15 protein-coding genes and 4 pseudogenes are annotated in these 22,687 nt (G+C 61.7%); 3 read left to right on the top strand and 16 right to left on the bottom strand.

Annotated elements, in window-relative coordinates; genetic code table 11:
• Positions 1-110: 110 nt before the first annotated feature.
• Positions 111-449, bottom strand: a pseudogene (locus tag RD110_RS22150) (IS3 family transposase); the annotation flags it as partial.
• 162 nt (positions 450-611) lie between these two features.
• Between RD110_RS22150 and RD110_RS22145 the strand changes: the two are divergent.
• A complete protein-coding gene (locus RD110_RS22145; protein WP_076202044.1) occupies positions 612-2,717 on the top strand; it encodes a TonB-dependent siderophore receptor in 2,106 nt (701 codons plus the stop codon).
• Between the two features lie 80 nt (positions 2,718-2,797).
• On the opposite strand, the gene RD110_RS22140 is transcribed toward RD110_RS22145, so the two are convergent.
• The 6 genes from RD110_RS22140 to RD110_RS22115 form a co-directional block, all read right to left on the bottom strand.
• Positions 2,798-3,613 (bottom strand): ABC transporter ATP-binding protein, encoded by an 816-nt coding sequence (locus tag RD110_RS22140; RefSeq protein ID WP_076202042.1) that lies wholly within the window; start codon positions 3,611-3,613, stop codon positions 2,798-2,800.
• Between the two features lie 3 nt (positions 3,614-3,616).
• A complete protein-coding gene (locus tag RD110_RS22135) occupies positions 3,617-4,645 on the bottom strand; it encodes a FecCD family ABC transporter permease (protein WP_076202040.1) in 1,029 nt (342 codons plus the stop codon).
• The gene (locus RD110_RS22130; protein WP_076202039.1) at positions 4,642-5,670 is read right to left on the bottom strand and encodes a FecCD family ABC transporter permease; all 1,029 of its coding nucleotides are present in this window, start codon (positions 5,668-5,670) and stop codon (positions 4,642-4,644) included. Before RD110_RS22130 ends, RD110_RS22135 begins: the two co-directional genes overlap by 4 nt.
• Complete coding sequence (locus RD110_RS22125) at positions 5,667-6,653, bottom strand: iron-siderophore ABC transporter substrate-binding protein (RefSeq protein ID WP_157900297.1); 987 nt, start codon at positions 6,651-6,653, stop codon at positions 5,667-5,669. Before RD110_RS22125 ends, RD110_RS22130 begins: the two co-directional genes overlap by 4 nt.
• 99 nt (positions 6,654-6,752) lie before the next feature.
• Positions 6,753-8,000 carry an MFS transporter gene (locus RD110_RS22120; protein WP_076205453.1) on the bottom strand — a complete coding sequence of 416 codons (1,248 nt, stop codon included), beginning with the start codon at positions 7,998-8,000 and terminating at the stop codon, positions 6,753-6,755.
• Positions 8,001-8,132: 132 nt separating this feature from the next.
• The gene (locus RD110_RS22115) at positions 8,133-8,621 is read right to left on the bottom strand and encodes an EAL domain-containing protein (protein WP_076202037.1); all 489 of its coding nucleotides are present in this window, start codon (positions 8,619-8,621) and stop codon (positions 8,133-8,135) included.
• 16 nt (positions 8,622-8,637) lie between these two features.
• On the opposite strand from RD110_RS22115, the pseudogene RD110_RS28680 reads away from it, so the two are divergent.
• Positions 8,638-9,260, top strand: a pseudogene (locus RD110_RS28680) (IS3 family transposase); the annotation flags it as partial.
• A 179-nt stretch (positions 9,261-9,439) separates the two neighbouring features.
• Here RD110_RS28680 and RD110_RS22105 read toward each other — a convergent pair.
• Entirely contained in the window at positions 9,440-10,126 is a 687-nt protein-coding gene (locus RD110_RS22105) for a DUF1349 domain-containing protein (RefSeq protein WP_083686448.1), read from the bottom strand.
• Between the two features lie 376 nt (positions 10,127-10,502).
• A pseudogene (locus tag RD110_RS22100) lies at positions 10,503-11,086 on the bottom strand (IS3 family transposase); the annotation flags it as partial.
• A gap of 323 nt (positions 11,087-11,409) precedes the next feature.
• Between RD110_RS22100 and RD110_RS22095 the strand changes: the two are divergent.
• Positions 11,410-12,258: pseudogene (locus RD110_RS22095) on the top strand (IS701 family transposase); the annotation flags it as partial.
• A gap of 27 nt (positions 12,259-12,285) precedes the next feature.
• Here the strand turns inward: RD110_RS22095 and RD110_RS22090 are convergent.
• The 7 genes from RD110_RS22090 to RD110_RS22060 all read right to left on the bottom strand — a co-directional run bounded on the left by RD110_RS22090 (position 12,286) and on the right by RD110_RS22060 (position 22,454).
• The gene (locus RD110_RS22090; protein WP_083686447.1) at positions 12,286-14,523 is read right to left on the bottom strand and encodes a TonB-dependent receptor; all 2,238 of its coding nucleotides are present in this window, start codon (positions 14,521-14,523) and stop codon (positions 12,286-12,288) included.
• Between the two features lie 182 nt (positions 14,524-14,705).
• Entirely contained in the window at positions 14,706-15,689 is a 984-nt protein-coding gene (locus RD110_RS22085) for an MBL fold metallo-hydrolase (protein ID WP_083686705.1), read from the bottom strand.
• Positions 15,690-15,828: 139 nt separating this feature from the next.
• Positions 15,829-18,987 carry a sensor histidine kinase gene (locus RD110_RS22080; protein WP_162277373.1) on the bottom strand — a complete coding sequence of 1,053 codons (3,159 nt, stop codon included), beginning with the start codon at positions 18,985-18,987 and terminating at the stop codon, positions 15,829-15,831.
• Between the two features lie 94 nt (positions 18,988-19,081).
• Positions 19,082-19,483, bottom strand: a complete 402-nt coding sequence (locus tag RD110_RS22075) for a nuclear transport factor 2 family protein (protein ID WP_076202032.1) — start codon at positions 19,481-19,483, stop codon at positions 19,082-19,084.
• 151 nt (positions 19,484-19,634) lie between these two features.
• Positions 19,635-20,858: an MFS transporter gene (locus RD110_RS22070; protein WP_083686444.1), complete on the bottom strand. Its 1,224-nt coding sequence runs from the start codon at positions 20,856-20,858 to the stop codon at positions 19,635-19,637.
• 12 nt (positions 20,859-20,870) lie between these two features.
• Complete coding sequence (locus RD110_RS22065) at positions 20,871-21,614, bottom strand: SDR family oxidoreductase (RefSeq protein ID WP_076202031.1); 744 nt, start codon at positions 21,612-21,614, stop codon at positions 20,871-20,873.
• A gap of 27 nt (positions 21,615-21,641) precedes the next feature.
• Positions 21,642-22,454 carry an alpha/beta fold hydrolase gene (locus tag RD110_RS22060; protein ID WP_076202029.1) on the bottom strand — a complete coding sequence of 271 codons (813 nt, stop codon included), beginning with the start codon at positions 22,452-22,454 and terminating at the stop codon, positions 21,642-21,644.
• Positions 22,455-22,687: the final 233 nt, after the last annotated feature.

Genomic DNA, 22,687 nt, shown 5'->3' with positions numbered 1-22,687 from the left:
CTGTGCAAGTCAAAAAAGCGCAACGAAATCATGGGCTTGAGGCGGCCGGTGCAGGGTTTTCCGGCAGCCCAAGGTGGTACCCCGAAGTGTACCCCGGTACCCTCGTTGGCCACCTTGCCCACAACGGCCCTTCTGGCCTCAGGAATGGCCTCAGGAACCCATGCGGTCAACGTCCCACGAATAGGGGTAGCCCAGGGTCCTCATAGTGGCACCGATGCATCGATCGTGGTTGAGGTGGCGCTCGACAGCCGCCACCTTCTGCGCCTGCGAAATTTCGGCTCCCGGCCTGCATAGACCAGCCGCAAGTCGAGCCGCTGCTGATACTCGCGGTGCCAGCCCTGTAAGGAATTCTCGGTGGGGTAATCCAACTGACGGATGGTTGGCCTGACGCGTTTGCCGAGCTTGACGTGAAGCTCGACGACCCGAATTCTGTCTTTGTAGGAATACATGGACTACCTCCTGATAGTCCGAGTTATCGTCCGCATCCCCCTTTGTGCAGCGCAGCGGAAATCCAACCAAATGCAAATGGTTGTTATTCTCGTTGATACAATCTGGCGTCCAGTTCCCATCGATCTCCGCGCCATCGCACACCGCTTTCCCAATTTTCGACCATGCCTCGCACTTTCCGACTCGGCCAAGTACCTCTTACGCTGTCTTTGGTCTACGGGGCCCATGCTGCCCACGCCCAACAGGCGGATGCACCAACTTTGTCAACGGTGTCGGTACAGGCTGTGAAGGCCCAGGGCTTCGCGCCTGAGACGGTGGAAGCCGGAAGCTTCCGTGGCTCAGACATCATGGATGTGCCTTCCACCGTGAACGTGGTGACGCGTGATGTGCTGGAGCTACAAGGCGCTGCCGGTGTGTACGACGCATTGCGCAACACCGCCGGCGTGACGCGCCAGCAAAATGGTGGCGAGACCTGGGACCAACTGGTGATCCGCGGCATCAGTGTCGAAAACCGCACCAACTACCGCCTCAATGGCGCCATGCCGTTGCTGAACTTCTCCCAGATCCCGATGGAGAACAAGGAGCGCGTGGAAGTGCTCAAGGGTGCGTCTGCGCTGTACTACGGCTTCACCACGCCGGCGGGCATCGTCAACCTTGTGACCAAGCGCGCCGGCGCGCGGCCCGTGACAACGTTCGGCCTGGAGGTCGGTCAGCAAGGGACGGCCCTGGCCACGGTGGACGTGGGCCGCCGCCTGGGCGATGAACAACAGTACGGCCTTCGAGTCAACGCGGCCGGCGGTGTGCTCGGCTCCTACCTGAACGGCGTCGATGATGGCGACCGCGGCTTTGCCTCAGCCGCATTCGACTGGCGCGTGAACAGCCGCCTGACGCTGAAGATGGACCTGGAATACGACCACCGCAAAACCTCCGAACAGATCGGCGTGGCCTTGCCGACCGCGGTGAACGGCGTCATCACGCTGCCGCGTGCGGTCGACCCGAAGCAGTTGTCCGTGCCGGGCTGGTCCACCTTCGAGGCCACCACCCGCAACGCCCAGGTGCGCGCCGACTACGCGTTGAGCGACAACTGGGCCCTGACCCTGGAAGCCGGCCAGTCCGCCGCCGAACGCGACCGCCAGCTGCCCATCTTCACCTTCACCAATGCCGCCGCCGTGGCGAGCGGTAACGGCAGCATCCGCGGCAACATCCAGCACGCCGAATACACCAGCGATCTGCTGCGCGCGGAATTGTTCGGCATCTTCGCCACCGCTGGCTTCCAGCACAACCTGACGCTGGGCGTGGCACGCACGACCTACCGCCAGGATCCGGTGTTCCAGCGCAACTACACCATCGCTTCGAGCAACCTGTACAACCCGCTGCCGATCACCACCGTGAACCTGGGTGCCGTGCCGACCACGGCCAACACGGCAGCACTAGACACGGAAGACACCGGTCTGTATGCGTTGGACCAGGTGAGCTTGTCCTCCCAATGGCAGCTCATGCTCGGCCTGCGCCGCAGCAACCTCAAGAGCGACCAGGGCACGAACCATTACGACGCGAGCAAGACCACGCCGATGGCCGCGCTGGTGTACAAGATCACGCCGTCGATTTCCGCCTACGCGTCGTTCGCGAATGGGATCGAACAGGGCGAGACCGCGCCCAACGGCACCGCCAACCAGGGCGAACGCCTGGCGCCAGGTGTGAGCCGGCAAAAGGAAGTGGGCATGCGCTGGCGCACCGACGGCGGCATGCTGGTCTCTGCGGCATTGTTCGACATCACCCGCCCCGGCTACTACACCAACGCCAGCAATGTGTTCACCGCCAATGGCCAGCAAAGCTACACCGGCGTGGAGTTGGCAGCGCAGGGTCAGCTCACGAAGCAGTTGGCGTGGCAAGCCTCGTGCCAGTGGCTCGATGCCCAGTTCCAGAACATCAACGCGACCTACAACGGCAAGAGCCCGGAGAACACCTCCAAGAAAACGGCCAGCGCCTTTCTGTCCTACGCCTTGACCAGCGTGCCGGGCCTGTCGTTCAATGGTGGCGCCTACTTCACCGGCAGTCGTCCCGTGAACGACCTGAACCAGGCCTTCCTGGGTGGTGTAACCACGTTCAGCGTCGGCACCCGCTACGTCACGCGTTCGTGGGGCAAACAGACCACCTGGCAGTTGAACGTGGACAACGTGGCGAACAAGGAGTACTGGGCCGCGGCCGGTACGCGTCTTGCCGCGGGCGCGCCGCGCACGGCCAAGCTGACGTTCAAGGTCGATCTTTAAGCAAAAACGACCGCTTGCCAAAATTCCACCTGGACTACCAGCTATCGTTGGATAGCATCAGGCGTGGCGACGAGGCCTGATCACGCCTGCCGACGTCCTTCCGGAATCACCAACGGTGTGCGCGACACCGGGTCTTCGATGATGCGGCAGGGCAGGTCGAACACCTGCTCCACCAGCGCCGCGGTGATGATGTTGCCCGGCGCGCCCTGCGCAATCAGTTGGCCCTGACGCAGCACAATCAGGTGGTCGGCGTAACGACAGGCATGGTTCAGGTCGTGCAGCACGGCCACGAGGGTGCGGCCCTGATTGCGGTTCAGGTCGCGGAACAGTTCCAGCAGGTCGATCTGGTGGGCCAAGTCCAGGTAGGTTGTCGGCTCGTCGAGCAGCAACAGTTGCGTATCCTGCGCCAGCACCATCGCCACCCATACGCGCTGGCGTTGGCCGCCCGACAACTCGTCGACGAGCCGGTCGGCCAGGTCATGGGTCTCGGTGGCCTGCAAGGCCTGGCCGACGATGCGGTCGTCTTCGGCAGTCCAACTGCCGAACAGGCTCTGGTGCGGATGCCGGCCCCGTGCCACCAACTCGGCCACGCGGATCCCCTCGGGTGCCGTCGCCGTTTGCGGCAACAGGCAGAGACGGCGTGCCACCTCGCGCGTCGGGTAGCTGCCGATCAGTGCGCCGTCCAGAAAGACCTGGCCCGCCTGCGGCCTGCGCAGCCGCGCCAACGCCTTGAGCAGCGTGGACTTGCCGCAGGCGTTCGGCCCGACGATGACGGTGAACGCGCCGTCGGGGATGTCAACGCTCAAATGTTCGGCCACCCTGGTGTCCCCGTAAGCGAGCGTCAGGTCATGGCCGCGAAGGCGCGAGGTCGGTGATGTGAGGGGCGTGGATGGCATGGTTCAGAGATCCTGGCTTCGCCATTCGCGGGCCAGCAGGTAGACCAGATAGGCCCCGCCCAGCGCGCTGGTGACGAGGCCGACCGGGATTTGAAACGGCGCCAGCATCAGCCGTGCCAGCAGGTCCGCGCTGGCGCACAACACGGCGCCCATCAGGGCCGCACTCCACAGCCCGATGCCGGATGCGCGGCACAACCGGCGCGCGAGTTGTGGCGCCGCAAGGGCGATGAAACCGATCGGGCCGGCGCAGGCGATGGCCAGCGCCGTCAGGCCAACGGCCACCAGGGTCAGATACGCGTGGCTGCGGCCGACGTTCAAGCCTAGGCTGGTGGCGAGTTCGTCACCCATCTCCAGCATGCGCAAGCGTGGGTTCAGCAGCCAGGCCAGCGGCAGCAGCACGGCACAGCCCAGCCCCAGGCGCTGCGCCTGCAACCAGCCGCTGCCCTGCAGGCTGCCGTGCAGCCACATCTTGGCGGCCAGGGCCTGGTCGAGCTCGGCCCGGGTCATCAGGAAATCGTTGACCGAGGCCAGCATGGCCGCAATCGCCAGGCCGATCAGGACCAGTCGCTGGCCATGCATGCCGCGCTGCAGGCTGAACAGATAGACCAGCATCACCGTGGCCAGGCCGCCGACCAGTGCGCCCAGCGGCACGTTCAGCGCCTGGTCGCCGAGCCAAAGGATCGTCACCAAGGCACCCGTGGCCGACCCGGTGGTCAGGCCGATGATGTCCGGGCTCGCCAGCGGATTGCGCGACAGGCTCTGGAAGATGGCCCCGGCCGTGGCCAGCGCTGCGCCTGCGCCCAGCGCCACCAGGGCACGTGGCAGGCGCAAGTCGAAAAGCACCATACGCCCCATGTCTTCGCCGCCGCCCCAGAGTGTCGCGAAAAAGCGGCCCCAGGCCAGGTCGTAACTGCCCAGGCGCAGGCCCATCAGGCTGACGGTGATGCCGGCAACCAGCAGCACACCGAGCACGATGCGCGTGCGCCGGTGCGCGAGTTCGGCCCAGATGCCGCTGCTGAGGTAAAGCTTCATACCGCGCTCCGGCGCCGGCTGCGCTGCACCAGAGCCAGCAACACAGGCGCGCCGATGAAGGCCGTGACGATGCCGACCTCGATCTCGCTGGGCACAGCGATGAGCCGGCCGACGATGTCGCTACCCAGCACCAGCACCGGGCCCGCGAGCAGGCCGTACGGCAATATCCAGCGCCAGTGCGGCCCGACGATCAAGCGTACGGCATGCGGAATCACCAGGCCGACGAAGGCAATGGGGCCGGCGGCCGCCGTGGCCGCGCCGCACAGCAATGCAATCGCCATGAAGCTCCAGATGCGCACCGGTTTGAGCCGCAGGCCGAGCGCCTGGCCGAACTCGTCGCCCAGCGCGATGGCGTCGAGCGCCCGCGCCTGCCACAACGCGATGGCAATGCCCGTCAGCACCAGCGGCAGCATGGGCCACAACACGTCCGCATTGCGACCGTCCAGTGCGCCGACGACCCAGAAGCGGTAGGCATCGAAAGTGTTGCTGTCGAACAAGGTGATGATGCCCGTGCACGAGGCCAGGCAGGCGCTGATGGCCGTGCCTGCAAGGAGCAGTCGCACGCGTTGCGCACTGGGCGCGGCGCCGCTGCTCAGCACGTAGACACCGACGGAGGCCAGCATCGCACCGAGCAAGGCGAAACCCACGTAACCGAGATAGTTGCCGATGCCGAGCACCGACATGGCCAGCACCACGGCCAGTGCCGCACCGGCATTGATGCCGAGCAGACCTGGATCGGCCAGCGGGTTGCGTGTCAGCGCCTGCATGAGGCCGCCGGCCACGCCCAGCGCTGCGCCGACGACCAGACCCAATCCCGTGCGCGGCATGCGCATACGCCAGACGATGGCGGACTCCACGCTCCCATCGGGCTGCCAGAGGATCTGCCACAAATGCGCCACAGGGATCGGCCGCGAGCCGAGCGAGATGCTGGCCAGCACCAGCCCGATCAAGGCCGCCAACAGCAACAGCAAGCCCAGGCCCCGGGCCGCACGGCGGGCCGGGGAGGCGGCTGGAAACACGGTCATCGGGCGGCCAGGGTGTCGGGCGCGGTGCGTGCCAGCGCGCTCAGCACGATGCGCGCGGCCAGCGGGCCGGCGTTCAGATAGAAAGGGTCGAGCCCGACACGCACCGCATGGCTCAGCGCCACGCCACGCAGGCGCGGCCACAGCGGCGATCCGGTCAGTGCGGGTAAGGTCTTGTCGCGCGCGGCGTAGAAAATCCAGTCGGCATCGGCCTGGTCCAGAAGTTCAGCGCTGATGTCCTGCGAATTCCCTGCGAAACGCTGGCTCGGCGGGCGTCGCAGGCCGGCGTCTTCGGCAATGCTGCCGGCGAACGAGCGCACACCCATGACGCGATTGCGCGCCGCATTCGCTTGGACGAAGGACACGCTGGCGGCTTGGCCTTGCGGCCATTGCTGGGCCATCGAAGACGCATCGGCGTGGTAGCTGGCCAGCCAGGCACGGGCTGCACCGGTGCGTCCCAGCGCATCGGCCAACAGCAGGAAATCGATCTTCCAGTTCACGCCGTTGCCGCGCGTGACGACGGTGGGTGCGATGCGTTGGTAAAGGGCCTGCATCTGCGGCGTGAGCATCGCTTTGTTGACGAGGATGAGGTCGGGGCGCAACGCAGCCAGGACCTCCAGGTCAGGAGCGCTGCGCACGCCGAGATCTGCGGTGCGGCGCATCTGCGCCTGCCGACTGGCAAAGCCTTCCACCAGATAGTCGGCATACAGCCGGCCCTGATCGTCGGGGGTCGTGCCCACAGGCACCAGACCGAGGGTCAGCAGACCGTCGTTCTGACCGGTGGACAACACTGCCACGCGCAGCGGGGCTTGCTGAAGAGTCGTCTTGCCGCCGTAATGCGCCACCGTGCGGGGAAACTCGTCGTCGGCCGCGCCGCTGCCCACGTCCGCTGCGAGCTTGCGCGGCGCTGCATGCGTCGGTCCGACCTCCTTGGTCGGGGTAGCCTGCGCGACGGCGGCGCCGCACGCCGATGCCCATAAGAACATGGCCGATATCTGGCGTCGGCGGTGGCTGAAAGTCATCGAGGAAGGTGTCTGCTGCGAATAAGAATTAATTGTAATAAGAAAAAATCGACGCGCGGCCAGTCAGTCCATGTGCACGCGAAGACGGGCGCCTTCCCAGTCGATGCGCAGCTTTCTGTGCTTCGTCAGGTAGCGCACCAGCACCGCAGCGGCAGCGAAACCGGCTGCGGCGCCCACGCCAAGCGCCCAGCGCGGGCCGAACCGGTCCGCCACCCAGCCAACTAGGGGCGCGCCGATGGGCGTGCCACCCAGGGCGATGGACAGGCGAATCGCCGTCACCCGCCCGCGCATGCGGGGCTCGGTCAACAGTTGAACCAGGCTGCTGGTGGAATTGCTGAAGGTCAGCGCGGACACACCGATGACCACCAAGGATGCGGCGAAGGACCAATAACTCGGCATAAGGGCAGCGAGCGTGCAGCCCACACCAAATGCCGCGGCGCCGACGAACAGCAATTCGATACGCGGCGCCGCACGGCGCGCAGCTAACAGCGCGCCGGAAACCGTGCCCACCGCCATGATCGACACCAACAGCCCATAGCCGCTTGCATCGGCATGGAAGACCTTCACCGCCATGGTCGAGATGTAGATCGAAAAGTTCATGCCGAACGTTCCGATCAAAAAGGCCATGACCAGGATCGCCATGAGGTCCGGCCGATGCCAGACATATTTGAAGCCTTCGGCGAAACTGCCACGTGTGCGGATGGCCCGCTCGAAGCGGTGCAGTTCCTGAACACGCAGGAGGCCGAGAGAGCACAGTACCGCGACGAACGATCCCGCGTTGATGACAAAGGCCCAGCCCGTACCTACCGAGGCGATCAGCACACCGGCGATCGCGGGCCCGACCATGCGCGCGGTGTTGAACGACGTCGAGTTCAGCGCCACGGCGTTGGACAGGTCGGCCTCGCCCACCAGTTCGGCCACGAAAGTCTGGCGTGCCGGTGAATCGAACGCCGTCACGCAGCCGAGCAGAAAGGCAAAGACGTAGACGTGCCGGAGCTGGACCTGTCCAAGGACGGTCAGCAGCCCCAGCACCAAGGCCAACGCTCCCATGGAGGCTTGCGTGAACATCAGCAGCTTGCGGCGGTCCAGATGGTCCGCGGCGAAACCGGTCAGTGGCAGCAACAGGATGTGTGGGCCGAACTGCAGTGCCATGACGATACCCAGTGACGTCGCGCTGTGCTGTGTCAGCTCGGTGAGTACGAGCCAGTCCTGTGCGGCCCGCTGCACCCACGTACCGATGTTGGAAACAAAGGCGCCTGTCACCCAGACTCGGTAGTTGAAATTGACCAGGGATCGGAAAATGCGGGTCAGGGTACAAGTCCAGGAGAGCAAATGATGTGCCGATTGTCGGCGCACTGCATAAAAAGCTGGTCGCGATCCAAACATTGACCACCCAATCTGATGGAAGCGCATTTCTGGCTCAAAACTAGTGGGTGATGGCTGCTATCGCTGGCGGATTGAACAGGTCGATGCAACACATTCGCTGAACATCTCAGCAGGCGTATGAAAGCCCAGCGACGAGTATCCAGTGCCGAAGTCGTCCAGAGAAAATGAACGCCAAGGTCCGTGGCAGCGGCGGATGATCTTTTGAACGGAAGCCACGTCGTCCAGAGCGCTGGTTTCTAGGATCTCGAGCTCAAGGTGAGCCGGCAAAATATTTGGATATTGCGATAGAAGAGCAGCCAGGCTGCCAGCGAAACCTTGATCCTGGAACTGACGAGCTGAAACATTGACGCTGACTGGAAGTTGCAGCCCGCTCCGATGCCAAATGTCCATTTGTTCCAGTGCCGCTTCCATGACCCAAGCACCAAGTGCCTCGCTCAAAGGATGCTTTTCGATCAACGGAAGAAACGTGTCCGGGAACAGTAATCCCCGCTCCGGATGCTGCCACCGGATCAACGCTTCTGCACCTAAGACGACCCCGGTCCGCATATTGACCTTGGGCTGGTACCGTCTGTACCGGGAGGAAGGCCTGTCACTGCGCCTCAAGCAGCCCAGGCGCAGCAAGGCGGCACGACTGCGCCAACCCAAGACCTCGGCGCAGCAAGTCAATCAGATCTGGAGCATGGATTTTGTGGCCGACAACCTGTTTGACGGTCGCAAGTTGCGCATGCTCACGGTCGTGGACTGTTGCCCGCGCGAGAGTCTGGCCATTCATGCCGGACAAAGCCGAAAGGCGAAGACGTGGTGCGGGTGTTGAACTTGATCGTGTACGAGCGCGGCCTGCCGCAGACCATCAAGACAGACAACGGCAGCGAGTTCATCAGCAAGGTCATGGACAAGTGGGCCTATGAACGCGGCGTCGAACTGGACTTCAGCAGACCAGGAAAGCCCACCGACAACGCCATGGTGGAGAGCTTCAACGGACGGCTGCGCCAGGAGTGCCTGAACGAACACTGGTTCATGAGTCTGGAAGACGCCCGGGACAAGAATGAGGAGTGGAGACGGTTCTATAACGAGGTCAGACCCCACAGCGCGCTAGACTGGACAACACCCCAGGAGTTCGCCCGGCGTGCGGGGTTTAAACCCCGCACGCCGGGCAACAAAAGAGCCGGAAATCCTAACTTCTGATCGGTAAGGAAATTGGGTCAGGGTCAGTCAGCTCGGAGGCCTTCGCTTGCAACTTGGCGCTGGTCGACGGCCAAGCTTGCGACGCGGCACGATGCAGTGGTTTCCATGCATCACCTTGAGTGCTTGAACGGAAGGGTACTGAATCTAACCAGCCAAATCTTCTGTTTTATTCAGCGTGGTCAGCTCAAATCGTGAAGGTCCTTGCCGAGCGGCGCGGTGATTCGAAGGTCCGAGAACCGGATCCGCAATCCGCTCCGTTCGGGTGTACAGGCCATCGGACCTAGCTGATACGAAGACGCGATCGGAAAAGGCGCAATGCGAACGAGGGGCCAGTTCTGGCCGTCTGCAGACACCTGGAGCCTCAGCACGCCCTGGCTGACGGTCGCGCGTATCCAGAAATCTTCTGCAAGATGCTCATAAGGACTGGTTGCCCAATCGGATTGACCCATGGTCAGCACGCTACTGAGCATGGCCCGTCCGTCCGACAGTTCTATGCCTGCCTTAACCCAGCGATGTTCGTCGACTCGCACCATGATCCCGGCCTGATCGTAGAGCTTTTCATACTGCCCCCGGATGCGAAGCTGTGCGGTGAAGGCGTCCGGGGCGGTGAAGCCGAGGAAGTGACCGGAGTCACGGCTAAATCCGTAGTGCGTCTCACACCAGAAATCTGTTGCTTGATCGGTAACGATCATCAAATCTCCAGTGGCATCGGCGCTCCAACGTTTAGGTTCGTTTAGCCAGCGCCCATCGCTCCGGCCAAGTATTGCTGTCCCGGTTGCTGCTTTTAACAGCGAAGTGGTTGCGGTTGAGTTTGAGAGGTCGGCCGCACAATCGGGAATGAGGGGCGACACATCAGGTTTTGCCATACTTAATATTTATGGTTGCAATTTGGATTTCCGACACCGTTACATCATCGGAGAAGAGAAGGGAATTTGCTAGCAGAGCAGCATGCCGACACTCGCATGATAGGGCTGGCGGGGGGCGCCCGGAGCCGCCACGGTCGGCAGGCTGCCCGAGGACTGAACGTGCGGGCTGAGGGGGCGCTGACTGGCTTGGGCGTGGAGGCGCCACCAATGGGCTTGCAACGCTTCTAGACTTGCCAGAAGTCAAACGCAGAAACACAGCTGCTGAATGGCGATGCTACTCGACAGTTTCATAATTCAGCCGAATAACTATCATCATGAGAGTCCAAGTTCTACGGAACCGCTCAAATGGGGGTGTGGATAAAAACTTGGACTGGTTTTATGCCGTAAGTCCAAGGCTCACCCGGTATTCGGCAGGACTGAGGGAGCCAAGAGAGATCTTGATCCGCTTCTCGTTGTACCAGCGGATGTAGTTGTCGACCACGCCAATGAACTGCTCAATGGTGACGCTCTTCCAGTCCCGAGGATAGAACAGCTCGTTCTTCAGCCTCCCGAAGAATCCCACGCAGGCCGCGGTGTTAGGCGAGCAGGCCTTGCGGGACATGGAGCGGGTAAGGTTCGCCTCGCTCATTCTCGATAGCCAGCCTGGCCAGCGGTAGTGTCCCCGCGGTCTGAGTGAACCACTAGTCGTTCGCTGATCTCCGTCACCGTCTCGATGGCTGCATCCAGCATGGTGTTAACCAGCTCAGCACCCGGGCTCGTGCTAATGGTCCAGCTCATTTCCACCCCGTCTAAGCAGTCAATGATCGGCGACAGGTACACCTTGCCTGCAGGTATCTGGAACTCCGTGATGTCAGTGAGCCAGTTCTCATTGGGGGCTGCAGCCTGGAAGTTGCGGTTGATGATGTTCTCGGGGGCGGGGCTGATCTCGCCAAGGTAGGACGCGTATCGTTTCGGACGGCTGCGAGGTCGTGCGTGGCCGGTACATTGAGCAAAGCGCCAACCGAGTCTGGCTGTTGTCCAAGACGCCTTGGCGGGGGATGTCAGTACCTCTTGACCGGAACGTGATGGAGGACACGCCAACTGAAGCAACACCTGTAGATGTCAGCGCCGGGGGCGTTGCGGCCTCCCTTCGGAGCCGCACCCGGCGGTCGCAAGTCGCCGTAGCGACTGAGACCATCTGGTTCTCCGCGAGTCGTCCAATCCTGCGTATGCCGCAGCACAAACGGCACTCTGCTTTAACCGTGAAACGCGCGATCTATCATATTTGCAGTGCGTTGCAGCAGGTGGCCGATGGCGCCGCGCGCCGCTGCTTGTTGGCCGACGCAGGCTACGGCGTGGACGCCACCTTGGCCAGGCCTTGGGCGACATGGGGCTGACCTACGCGGTGACGTGATCTCGGCAATGGTGGTCTGGGCTCCTGGGGTTGAGCCGCTGCCACCCGTGCCCTACAGCGGCAAAGGGCGGCCGCTGGTGCTGCCGCGCCGTACCCCCGAGTTGCAACCGGTCAGCGTCAAGGCCTTGACCATGTCCTTGCCCGCACGGACATTCAAGACCATCATCCGGCGCGAATGCACCAATGCGCGGCTCAGCGGGCGCTTTGCCGCACTGCGCGTGCGCCATGCAGGCGGCAATGCCGGCAAAGCGAGGCTGCGCCCGCTGCAATGGTTGCTGATCGAATGGCACAAGGATCAGGCCGAACCCTGCAAGTACATCCTGTCCACGCTGCCCGAAGACATGCCTATCGCCGACTTGGCCAGCGCCACCTACCAGCGCTGGCGCATCGAGCGCGACTATCAAGACCTGAAGCAGGACTTCGGGTTGGGCCACTACGAGGGGCGTGGCTGGCGTGGTTTCCACCACCACACTAGCCCGAATATCACGGCCTACGGTTTCTTGATGACTGAGCGACTCATTGCCGAAAAATCGGGGGGCGGAAAAATAAACTTCAGCGAATGCCAAATGCCTACGGTTCCCGACGATTACCGCCCCGAGGCAGTCCTGCGCGCGCAGCGGCACGTGAAGAACTCGATCACGACGCTACGCCATCGCCTGGCTCACAAACTGATCGCCCAGTTCGTGCAGTGCCCTTGCTACGGCAGTGTGGGCACAAGGCTACGCTTGTGACACAGTAAGACTTACGTGGAAAACTTCATTGGCGACTAGAAATCGACACTTGCGCTCAACACGAAACTGCGTGGCGCACCCACCACCAAATAACCCGAGCCCGATGAGCCACCCGCCGAAGCCCAATAATCTCGGTTGGCCACATTGTCTACACGGGCGCGCAGCGTGACCACTCGACCCTGAAGTTCCATCAGGTAGCGTGCGCCCAGGTCGAGTCGGGTCCATCCGGACACCCTTAAGGCATTGGCCGCATCGGCATAGCTGGTGCCGGTGTAGACCAAGCGTGCATCAAGGGCCAGGCCTTGCACCGCCGGCACGGCCCATTCGGCACCGAGATTGGCCTGCAGCCTGGGCACGCCGATCACGCGTTTGTCGTCGGTCGCGGCCGAGCCGGTGCTTTTCTGCTTGGCGTCGAGCCAGGTGATGCCGCCCAGCACCTTCAGGCCGCGCCTGGCTTCGCCGTAAGCCGTGAGTTCCAGGCCGCGATGCTCGTCTTCGCCGGCGGCGCTGAAGACCTGCGCGGCATTGGTGTAGGCGCGTGGCTTGGTCGTCGAGAACAACGAGGCTGCGCCACCGAGGCGGCCGCCATCGTATTTGACGCCGACTTCCTTCTGCTTCGACACGTAAGGCGCGAGCATGTCGCCGCGGTTCGTCACCGGCGCACTGTTTGCCGTGGCCGGCGCCGTGTCGCCCTTGCTCAGGCCTTCGATGTAGTTGCCGTAGAACGACACCTGTTTGTTCAGCTTGTAGACCGCGCCGGCGGCCGGGCTGGTGCGGCTCTGGCTGTACGGCGTGCCGGGAACACCGGTGTTAACCGCAAAACTCTGAGTTTCCAGCGTCTGGTGGCGTGCGCCCAATGTCAGCAGCAGCGTGTTGTCGAGGAAGGACAAGGTATCGCCGAGTGCGAAGCTGCGCAGCTTGGTGCGGGTGTTTAAGGCCGGACCGCCGGCGTTGGCCGTCACCGCCGTGACACTGAACGCCGGCAGCGCATAACTGACAGGGTTGTAGAGGCCGGTCGCGCGCTGGTTGCCGAAGTCGAAGGTAAAGGCGTTCTTCGTCTCGAGTTCGAAGCTCGAGGCCGAGGCCACCCACTCATGGCCGATGGCGCCGATACGCAGCTTGCCACGGATGCCGATCTCGCCGGTGTCCACGGCATCCTTGCGGGTGTTGTCGAAACGGTAGGTCGTGCCGGCGCCGGTGGTTGAATTGGTGACGCTGAGATTGGCCAGCGAGTTCGCCTCGGAACTGCGGCGTAGACCGTAGGCGGCCCAGGCCGTCAGCATGTTGTTGATGTCGAATTCACCACGCAGTGTGCTGAAGGTGTCGCGTTCGTTGGCGTACGACCACGGCTGGGCGAAGTTTGCGCTGGCATCGGGCGCATCGGGCACGCTGGTGACGCCGGACAAGCTGACACTCGGCCGCGTCTCGCGCAGGTTGTTGTTTTGATAACCGATGTCGGCCGACAGGCGCACGTCGCGGCTGTGCCAGTCCAGCCCGACGGCGAGCAAGCCCAGCTTGGCCTTTTCGTGATCGACAGCCGTGCCACCGTCACGCGCCGCCGCATTCACACGGATGCCCGTGCTGTTGTCCGGCCCGAAGCGGCGCGCCACGTCGACCGCCAGGTTGGCCTGGGAGCCACTGCCGGTGCCGGTGGTCACACGGCTCAGCGTTTCGTCGGGCGCGCGTTTGGGCAGCAGGTTGATTGCGCCACCGATGCCGCCGCTGCCCGGATTGGCACCAATCAGGAACGCCGAGGCGCCGCGCAATACTTCGACGCGCTCGAACAACTCGGTGGCGATGTACTGGCGCGGCAGCAGGCTGTACAGACCGTTGTAGGCGACGGCGTCCGAACTCAGGATGAAGCCTCGGATGAAATAGGCCTCCTGGAAATTGCCGAAGCCACGCGCCACGCGCACGCCAGGATCGGTTTGCAGCACGTCACCGACACTTCTGGCCTGGCGGTCCTGGATCAACTCGTTGGTGTAGCTGGTGATCGAGAACGGCGTGTCCATGTTGTCCTGCGTGCCCAGAATCCCGGCGCGTCCGCCGCGTGCGACCTGCCCACCGACATAGGCCGGCGACAGGCCCCCAGCCGAGGCATCGGCGCTGGCGTTCACGGTGACGACGGACAGGCTCTTTATCGCTTGGGTGGCCGGCACGGCCAGAGTCTGAGCGGATGCGGCCTGGGAAACGCACAAGGCCGTGCACAGGGCGACGAACTTGATGTCGAACGGAAAGACGACCCGAGCGGTCAGGTTGAGACATGCGGACATAGTTGGTCTAGACAGAGGGATGGACTGGCTAGACGCAAGGCCGCGGTGTCTGGTCACGCATTATGAACTGCGTTGGTACAAAAGCCAGGCAGCTTACCTGACCCCGCTGGTTAGAGCGATCTGGCCAGTGCCTTCAGGTCTGCTGCGAAGGCTGCAACCAAATGAGGCACGGGTCTTAACAATCAATCGGGAAGACTTCCAATATAAGGAATTGGAACCCAGACATAGCCATCTGCATCCTTGCGAATATGGCCAATGGCAGGAAAGGGCATGTGCGGCCCAGCAATTAGCTTACCGCTGCTGCTTAACGATTGGAATAAGTCTTGGCGGCTTATTCGAGCCGATTCCGAATCGGCGTCAAAAGCAATTGTAATTTCCGGGTGCGGAATTTGTACTGGCTCGGCGTGGACCACGTCACCCCAAATCAACAAGACTTGGCCTTTTGAACTGACCTCGTACCCCGTATGTCCTGGGGTATGACCTGCAATGGGAATCGGCATGATCCCTGGCAACAGTTCGGTGTCTCCATCGAAAGGCAACCATTGTCCGGCTTTGATGTAAGGTGCGGCTGCCTTTTGTGCGATGTCAAAAAACTCTTGTGCTTCTGGAGGCGCTTTTGTCTGGGTAGACTTGGACAACCAAAAATCGCTTTCCGCCCTGGCCATTCGAATTTTTGCGTTGGGGAAGGCGCGATTGCCATCTGGCAGTTCTATTCCAGGTACATGATCAGGATGCAGGTGGGTGATGAGTACGGTATCGACCTGCTCGGGTTGATATCCCGAAGCTTTTAGATTGGCCAACAATTTTCCCAAAGTTGGCGGTCCCCAGTGCCCACCGGAGCCTGCGTCCACGAGAATTAGGCGGCTTCCGGTATTGATAAGAAATCCGCAGACATAGCCTTTATAAAATTTGGTGTCTGAAAAATCGGCTTTGAGCAAAGGTGCCAACAGTTGCTCATTCGCTTGCATCAAATGCATGTCTAGATTGACGTCACCGTCATACAGCGTGGTGATCTCAAAATCACCCAGCATCATCCTAAAAAATCCAGGAGCTTGGAGATGTTGGAATGGCGCCGCCGCATCAACTTTTGGTGAAACGAAAACAACGACTGCTAGCGCGAATGCCGCAAGCAGATTCGGTACAGGAATGCGCAGAGAGCACTTCATCATGTTCCTAAAAGTTTTTGACTGGAGACGTTCAGTGTCAGGCTCCCGCCCCAAAATGGCATCGTGCCGAAGTACCCTTGCAGATGACTCAAACGAGTCAGGTCTACTGCTGATGCTCGCCGCGCCAGCGATCACGCGCTCAGGCTCGGAATGACGCTTTGGCTAGTGCTGTGTACGCTTCTGATGCGGGAATGGTCAGCCGCATTTCTGTCCCACCTTCGGTATCGGCAAGCAATTGAAAGCTTGCACCGATCCGATCTGCTCGTTCGCGCATGCCCTGTATACCCCAGTGGCCGGGTATACGAGATGCGTATCGCATCTCCACTGGCAGGCCAATCCCATCATCCTTGACCGACAGCGACAGATTGTCCTTGCCATACTCGATTTGCACACGAATCAAAGTAGCGCGGGAATGCCGAAAGGCATTGATCAGGGCTTCTCGGCCGATGCGGCAAACAGCCTCATAGACGCTCGCCTCGATCTTTTGCACGGTGCCTTTTACCGCAGCGTCGAACTGCGTTCCCCGTCCTTCGCCGACTTCGCTGGCGATTTCTTCAAAAGCGCGAGCAAGATCCGGGGCAAAGTTCACGGGCAAGCGCAAGTCTTCGATCATGTCGCGGCCTTCAATGGCCACCTCGTTGGCGCGCACCAGGGCGTTGTCCAGTTTGATGCGCGTACCTTCGTCCGTTACGACGCGGTCAGCCAAACCCTGGAAGATGTAGATGAGTCCCTGGGTGCTCTGGATCAGCGTATCGTGGAGATCGCGTGCGATGCGATCGCGCTCGTCCTGGCGCGCGCGCGCGATTCGTTCTTGTTCAGCGACCTGGGAACTTAACTTTTTCTGGAGTTGGCTCGTAACGTGACGCATGCGTAAGCGAAAGAGCGATCCAATGATGAGTACCATCAGTATGACCGCCGCCACCTTGGACCAAAATGTTTCGAACCAGGCCGGCATCGCTCGAATTTCCACGCTAGCATGGTCTGCGGGGTCCTCATGCCAACGGCCCGTCCGGTCGGTCGACATAAAGCGGAAATGGTAATTTCCCGGTGGTAGGTCGTTGTAGTAGGCAATCCGTCGGCCGGCCGCAGATTGCCACTCGCGATCGAATCCTTCAAGCTTGAACTTGAACTCGATGCGTTCCGGGTAGCCCAACTCCAAGGCGGTGTAAGCAATTTCCAACCGATGACTCAGCGGTGGCAATACGATCGGCTCCTTGGCCGACCGCATCGTTCCATCTACCGTCACGTATTTGACGCGCAAGCGGGGCGCCACCGTTGGACGAGCAAGCTGCTTGGGGTCGATCCAAGCCAGTCCTTGCCGCGTGCCAAACCAGATCGTGCCATCGCCAGCTTGTGCAAGCATCGATTTCGTTCGCAATCCAGCGCTGGCAAGACCATCAAGTGCATCGAAGTGTTCGACCTCGAGCGCGAGGTGTTTGTCGACCAACACGCGCCTCAACTCCTCCCGGTTCACTAGCCAGGCGTCATCGGCGCCGCGCACCCACAGATCCCCCTCTCTTGTCTCCAGCACGGCGCTGATTTGGCTGAATGGCGGCCCCGTCGCTACCTTGAGGTTGAGGACCTCGTTTCCGAGCATGAGTGCGACGCCGTTGAGGCCGGCGATCCACAGGTGCCCGTTGCGTTGTGCAAAGGACTGTATGGCTCCCACCTGAACCCGCTTGGACAGGGCAACCATGTCGCGAGGCACCCCATCCTCGATCCGAATGATGTCGCTGCCCCGGCTCAACCAGGTGCCGCCAGCAGGGTCGGCCAACATGGCACGGGGAGCCGATCGGTCCCCAAAACCATTGTCGCGCGGCAGACTGCTCCATTCACCTGTGCCCGATCGCCGTACCAGCGTATTGGACGACAACCAAATGTCACCTGCGGTGTCCATGGCCATGTTCGAAACCCAGGGTTGTAGCAGGCGTGGCGGGACCGGAACGGTTTTAAAGTCGCCGTACGCATCGGAATGCCACAGCTTCGATGGTGAAGCCGCCCAAACAGAGCCAGATGGGTCGGTGTAGAGCGCGCTGATTTGCGGACCGACGTTTTCAACCGTCGTCACACGGGAATGTCCCTCAATCTTCAACAGGCCAGAGTTCCAGTTGGCGGCAAGTATCGAATTACCCGGACCCGCCGCAACGCTGTAAGTGAACGATGTGTCCGGCCCACGCACCGGCGTGAACTTGCTATCCCTGAAGCGGTCAAGTCCAGCAGACGAGCCGATCCAGATATTACCGTCATGGTCCTCCAGCATGGTGTACGCGACTCCCATGGTTGGCGACTCCCCGACAGTCGCCATCAGCGAGTTGGACATGAGTTCGCGTTCACCATCCGGCTCAAGCAGGCGAAGTGCGTCGCCGATGCGCGCCAAGCCCCTCGTGGTGCTTGCCAGCAGGCCTCCGTCACGATCTATGAGGACACGACCGAAGGCCTGACGGGAAATGTAAACCACGCGTGTGGGGCGACCCGTGCGGTCCCGTACGATTGCGCGCAATCCACGTGGACCGGACGCGAAAATCGTGCCGTCTGGCCCGGCTGCAAGCAAGCCAGAGCCAACGAATTCGCCAACAGGTAAAAATCGTGTTGCGCCTTTAGGCAAGTAAAGGACATCGTCGTGCCCCGTCATCGAGACCCAGACTGTTCCGGATCGATCAAGGATGACTTCTCGCACGGGACCATCCGGTACTTCCCATTCCGGACCAAGGTTATGTTGAACCTGGTTCTCGATCCGTACCAGTCGTCGACCGACAACTGCCCAGACGACACCCGTTTGATCCACGGCCGTCGAGACCATGCTGTCCCATCCCTTTTCTGGATCAAACGCTGTGTAGCGGCCATCTCTGTAATAGCCGACACCTGCCCCCCCACCGTAGGCGATCCAGATGCCGCCGTCAGGATCAGACGTCAACTGAAACACAGGCAGCCGGGCAATACTGTGTCCACCAAGCGACGAGACAAGTTCGAACGTTACCCCATCGAACCGATACAGACCCGAGGTGGTGCCTACCCATAGATAACCATCAGCCGTTTGCGTAAGTGCCGCTACTTCGCTTGCAGCGTTGGGTCGCAGCGAAAACTTCTGGTGATGAATCTGCGAGAGCTGCCGTTCTGGATCAAGCGCGAATGCGCTGGCGCAAGCCAAAGCCAAAAGAAGGGCAGGCGCGGACCGGCGACAGCGGATTGCCAGAGCCAGCATCTTCTGAAACGCGCTCAGCCACTTCAAGTTTTCACCTCGGTCGATCACCAACAAGCCGCTGCAGACAAGGCGGTCGATTTGCAACTGATTGTGCACCAGGTGCCAAGCTTGCTTCGCGCTTCCTGCCGTTCACGTCAACGGGCGACATGCCGACGAAGGAGAACGGCCTGCAAATGGCGACGTGCCAGAGTCAAGAAGGAAATCGATCGCCGAACATCGGCAAGCCGCTGGCCGACCCTGCCTGGGTGGCCTCGTCCTGCAGCACGTCCCAGTGTTCGGCGAGTTTGCCGTTCTCTAGGCGGATGATGTCCGCTGCAATCCAGGCAGCGGGGCGGCCGTGGCCGGAGAACCGTCCGTGTGCGATGACAAAATCACCCTCGGCCATGATTAAATTGTTTTCGTACACCAGGGTTTGCGGCAGCAAGCGCACGAGGTCGAACAGGCCCGCCCGGCCGGCCGGGATATGCGCGCTATGCTGGATGTAGCTGTCCGACCAGAACCGCTCTGCCGCTGTGTAATCGCGCTTGTTGAATAGCAAGTCGAAGGCTTCCAGCACCGCTGCTTTGTTCTGTTCGTGGGTTGTGGACCGCATGTATTTCTCCTGTTCGGATCGTTGACTGATGGCTGAAGCTTTGCTTCAACTGCGTTTTTGCCGGGTTGAGCCAGCTCGTGACCTGGATTTGCAAGTCCATGGGACTTCACCGGGTGGACTTGAAAAAACTGGGAGCCTCCTCGCCGCGCGGCTAGGCGACACGTGCGTTGACCGGACCTGGTGCGGGACAAAGCGAGATGGCCCAAGAAAGAAGCAGCGCTGCCAATTCGCACAGGGCAGCCACCCAACCAAGATCGGCACTCGTTCCGCGGCTTAACGTAACGGCGCCAAGCATGGCTCCGAGAGAGAAACCCAGAAACATGAACGACGCATTGAGCGACAGCGCTACCGGCGCGACAGGTGCGCCCGCTATGCCGATCAGGCGCGCCTGTTGCGCCGGGAAGAACGACCATGCGCTCATCCCCCAAAGAACGACGAGCGCAGCCACCGGGACGAGTGCCGCGCTCGGCGTGATCCAGCGGGCAACCAACCAGAGGCCGACGAAGGCCGTGGCAAGCAGCACAAGGGCCGGCCCGATGACTCGAGCGGCCCCGATCTTGTCTGTGAGCCGGCCGCCAACGAAGACACCACAGGCGGCGGAAAGACCCCATGCGAACAGCATCACGCTCAACTGTGCTCCATCGAGGCCGACGGCCGCGGCCATGTAGCTTCCGACATAGGTATAGAACGTGTAGGCACCAGTTGCCCACAAAGTGGTGACGAGCAGGGCAAGCAGAACGCGGGGGTTGCGTGCAACCGCCAAACGGGCGTCGAGTGAAGCGACTGCGATGTCGTCGCCGAACCCTCGGGGCAAGCCCGAGGCGAGCCCCAGAGTGGCAATGCTTGCCAGGATCGCGACAGCTCCGAAGGTCGTGCGCCACCCCGACATGTGGCCAACGATCGCTCCCAAGGGGACCCCCAAGGCGATGGCAAGGCTGGTGCCACCGGTGACGATGGACAGTGCGGTCCCCCGGCGAGTCGGCGCCACCAGTGCGGTAGCGACCGCATTCGCACTGGGCACGTACAGGCCCGCAGTGAAGGCGAGCAGCAAGCGTGCTCCCATGAGTTGCCAGTAGCCCTGCGACAGCACGGCAACGAGATTCGCAGCGGCAAAGGCCGCCAGACATGCGATCAGCAGTCGTCGCCGGTTGACGTTTCCGGTGACCACGGCCAGGACCGGCGAACTCAGCGCGTAGGCTAGAGCAAATGCCGTCACCAACTGGCCGGCGGCCGCGATGGTCACGCCGAGGTCGGAAGCGATCCCGGACAGCAACGGCGCGATCATGAAGCCCTCCGTGCCGATCGCAAAGGCTCCAAAGGACAGCCAGTAAAGCGGCTTCGGAATGCTTCCCGAGGGCACAAAGTTCGCCGTCATTGTCGGTTCCTTCTATACCACGTAGGCGTCATTGAACTGCAGGGCAAACGTGCCGTTATCCGGGCCGACTGCAGCGCGAATGGGCTTGGCAATCTCTACGACGAGCTCGTTCTCATCCGTCGCGATCAGGGTCATCAGCTCGGCGATGAACGGGGCCAAAGGCATGGCCCGAGGTTCGTTGTTGCTGCCGAGAAGGTCGGTTTGCACCCAAGGCGGCGCGATCTCCCGCACTTTCACCGAGGTGCCCTGCAGGCGCCATCTCAATGATTGGCTGTAGGAGTGCATGGCCGATTTTGTCGATGAATACACCGCGGTGATCGCGAGTGGCACAAACGCTAGAACCGAAGAAACGTTGTAAATCGTTGCGTCGGGTTGCTGCTTCAGGTGCTCGATGAATGCAGCGGTCACTCTGATAGGCCCGAGCAGGTTGGTCGTGACCGTGGATAGCAAAAGCGTCTCGTCGATAGCCGTCGACGCGTCGTCGATCAGCATGATGCCTGCGTTGTTGATGACAACGTTCAACTTTGGAAAGTCGCGGATGAGTTGGGCGGACACCGTGCTGATGCTGACGGGGTCGGATACGTCCATCTCGACCGATGCCATGCCTGGGTTCGCAGCGGTCGTCGCGTCTAACCAGGCCTTGCGCCGGCCGGAAATGATGACCTGGTTACCGGCCTTGTGCAGCGCCTCGGCCAAGCCTCGGCCGATGCCGGACCCGCCACCTGTGATGAAGATCGTGTTGTTGCTGATTTGCATGAGGCTCTCCGGCGACGTACGGTCGGACTACTTGGCGCCGGCCGTTTGAGCAGCCTCGACGATGAGCTTGGCCACCTCTGCTGGATGCGAAAGCATGGGCACATGGCTGGACGCCAGCGTGATCGTTCTTGCGTTCATGCGCTTGGCGAATTGCCGTTCGGTGTCCGGTTGAATCATCCGGTCGTTCGATGCCACGACGTACCAGCTGGGCTTGGTTTTCCAGGCCGGGACGCTGACTTTTCCGCCAAGGGCTGCGCCGTTGGTTGGGCCTTGGGTGGCAAACATCAGTTTGCGCTCCGCCAGCGGCAGGTCCTGCGCAAAGTCTTCGAGCATTCCCTTCGATGTGAGCAGAAAGAACCCGCCTGCATCGGGCCGAAGCTCCGCTAGGCCTGGGGGCACGGGAGCCGACTTGCCAAGCTCCGCTACTTCTTCGCCGGCGTCAGGTCCGAATGCAGCCACGTACACCAGTCCGGCCACCTTCGGGTCGACCCCCGCCTCCGTGATCACTGCACCGCCGTATGAGTGGCCAACGAGGATCACCGGGCCGTCTTGAAGTGCGATGGCGCGCTTGGTGGCCGCGGTGTCGTCCGCGAAGGAGGTCAGTGGGTTTTGAACTGCCACCACATGCAGACCGCTGGCTTCAAGCAAGGGGATCACCTTCGCCCAGCTCGAACCGTCTGCCCACGCGCCGTGGACAAGCACAACATTGCGGACGCCTGACGTTGTGCTGCCGGCGGCGATGGCATCTTTGGGGGTCGAAATCATAAGAACTCCTGTGAAGGCAGCGACTGCGAGTGCGCTGAGGTTGAAGAATCGGGCAAGGCGGTGTTTGCTTGTCATGGTTTTTCCTGGTGGGCGGCGAAGAGGACCTAGTGTTCCGCCATCCGTCAACCGCGGTAACGCACACAGGTGCGGAGATTCATGACTCGATGGAGGCAGGTGGAACATTGGGAGGCATCGCAGCTATGCCAAAGGAAAGAGTGCCCATGGATCATTCGAGGCTTAAGCGTCGCAAAGCCATGCCGACCCTCGCCACGATGCCCGCAATGCTCTACGCTCGCGGCTCGATGCAA

Source organism: Rhodoferax koreense (genome assembly GCF_001955695.1).
Taxonomy (GTDB): Bacteria; Pseudomonadota; Gammaproteobacteria; order Burkholderiales; family Burkholderiaceae_C; genus Rhodoferax_B; species Rhodoferax_B koreensis.
Note: the sequence above shows the minus strand (reverse complement) of the source record. Positions and strands in the feature narration are given on the sequence as shown.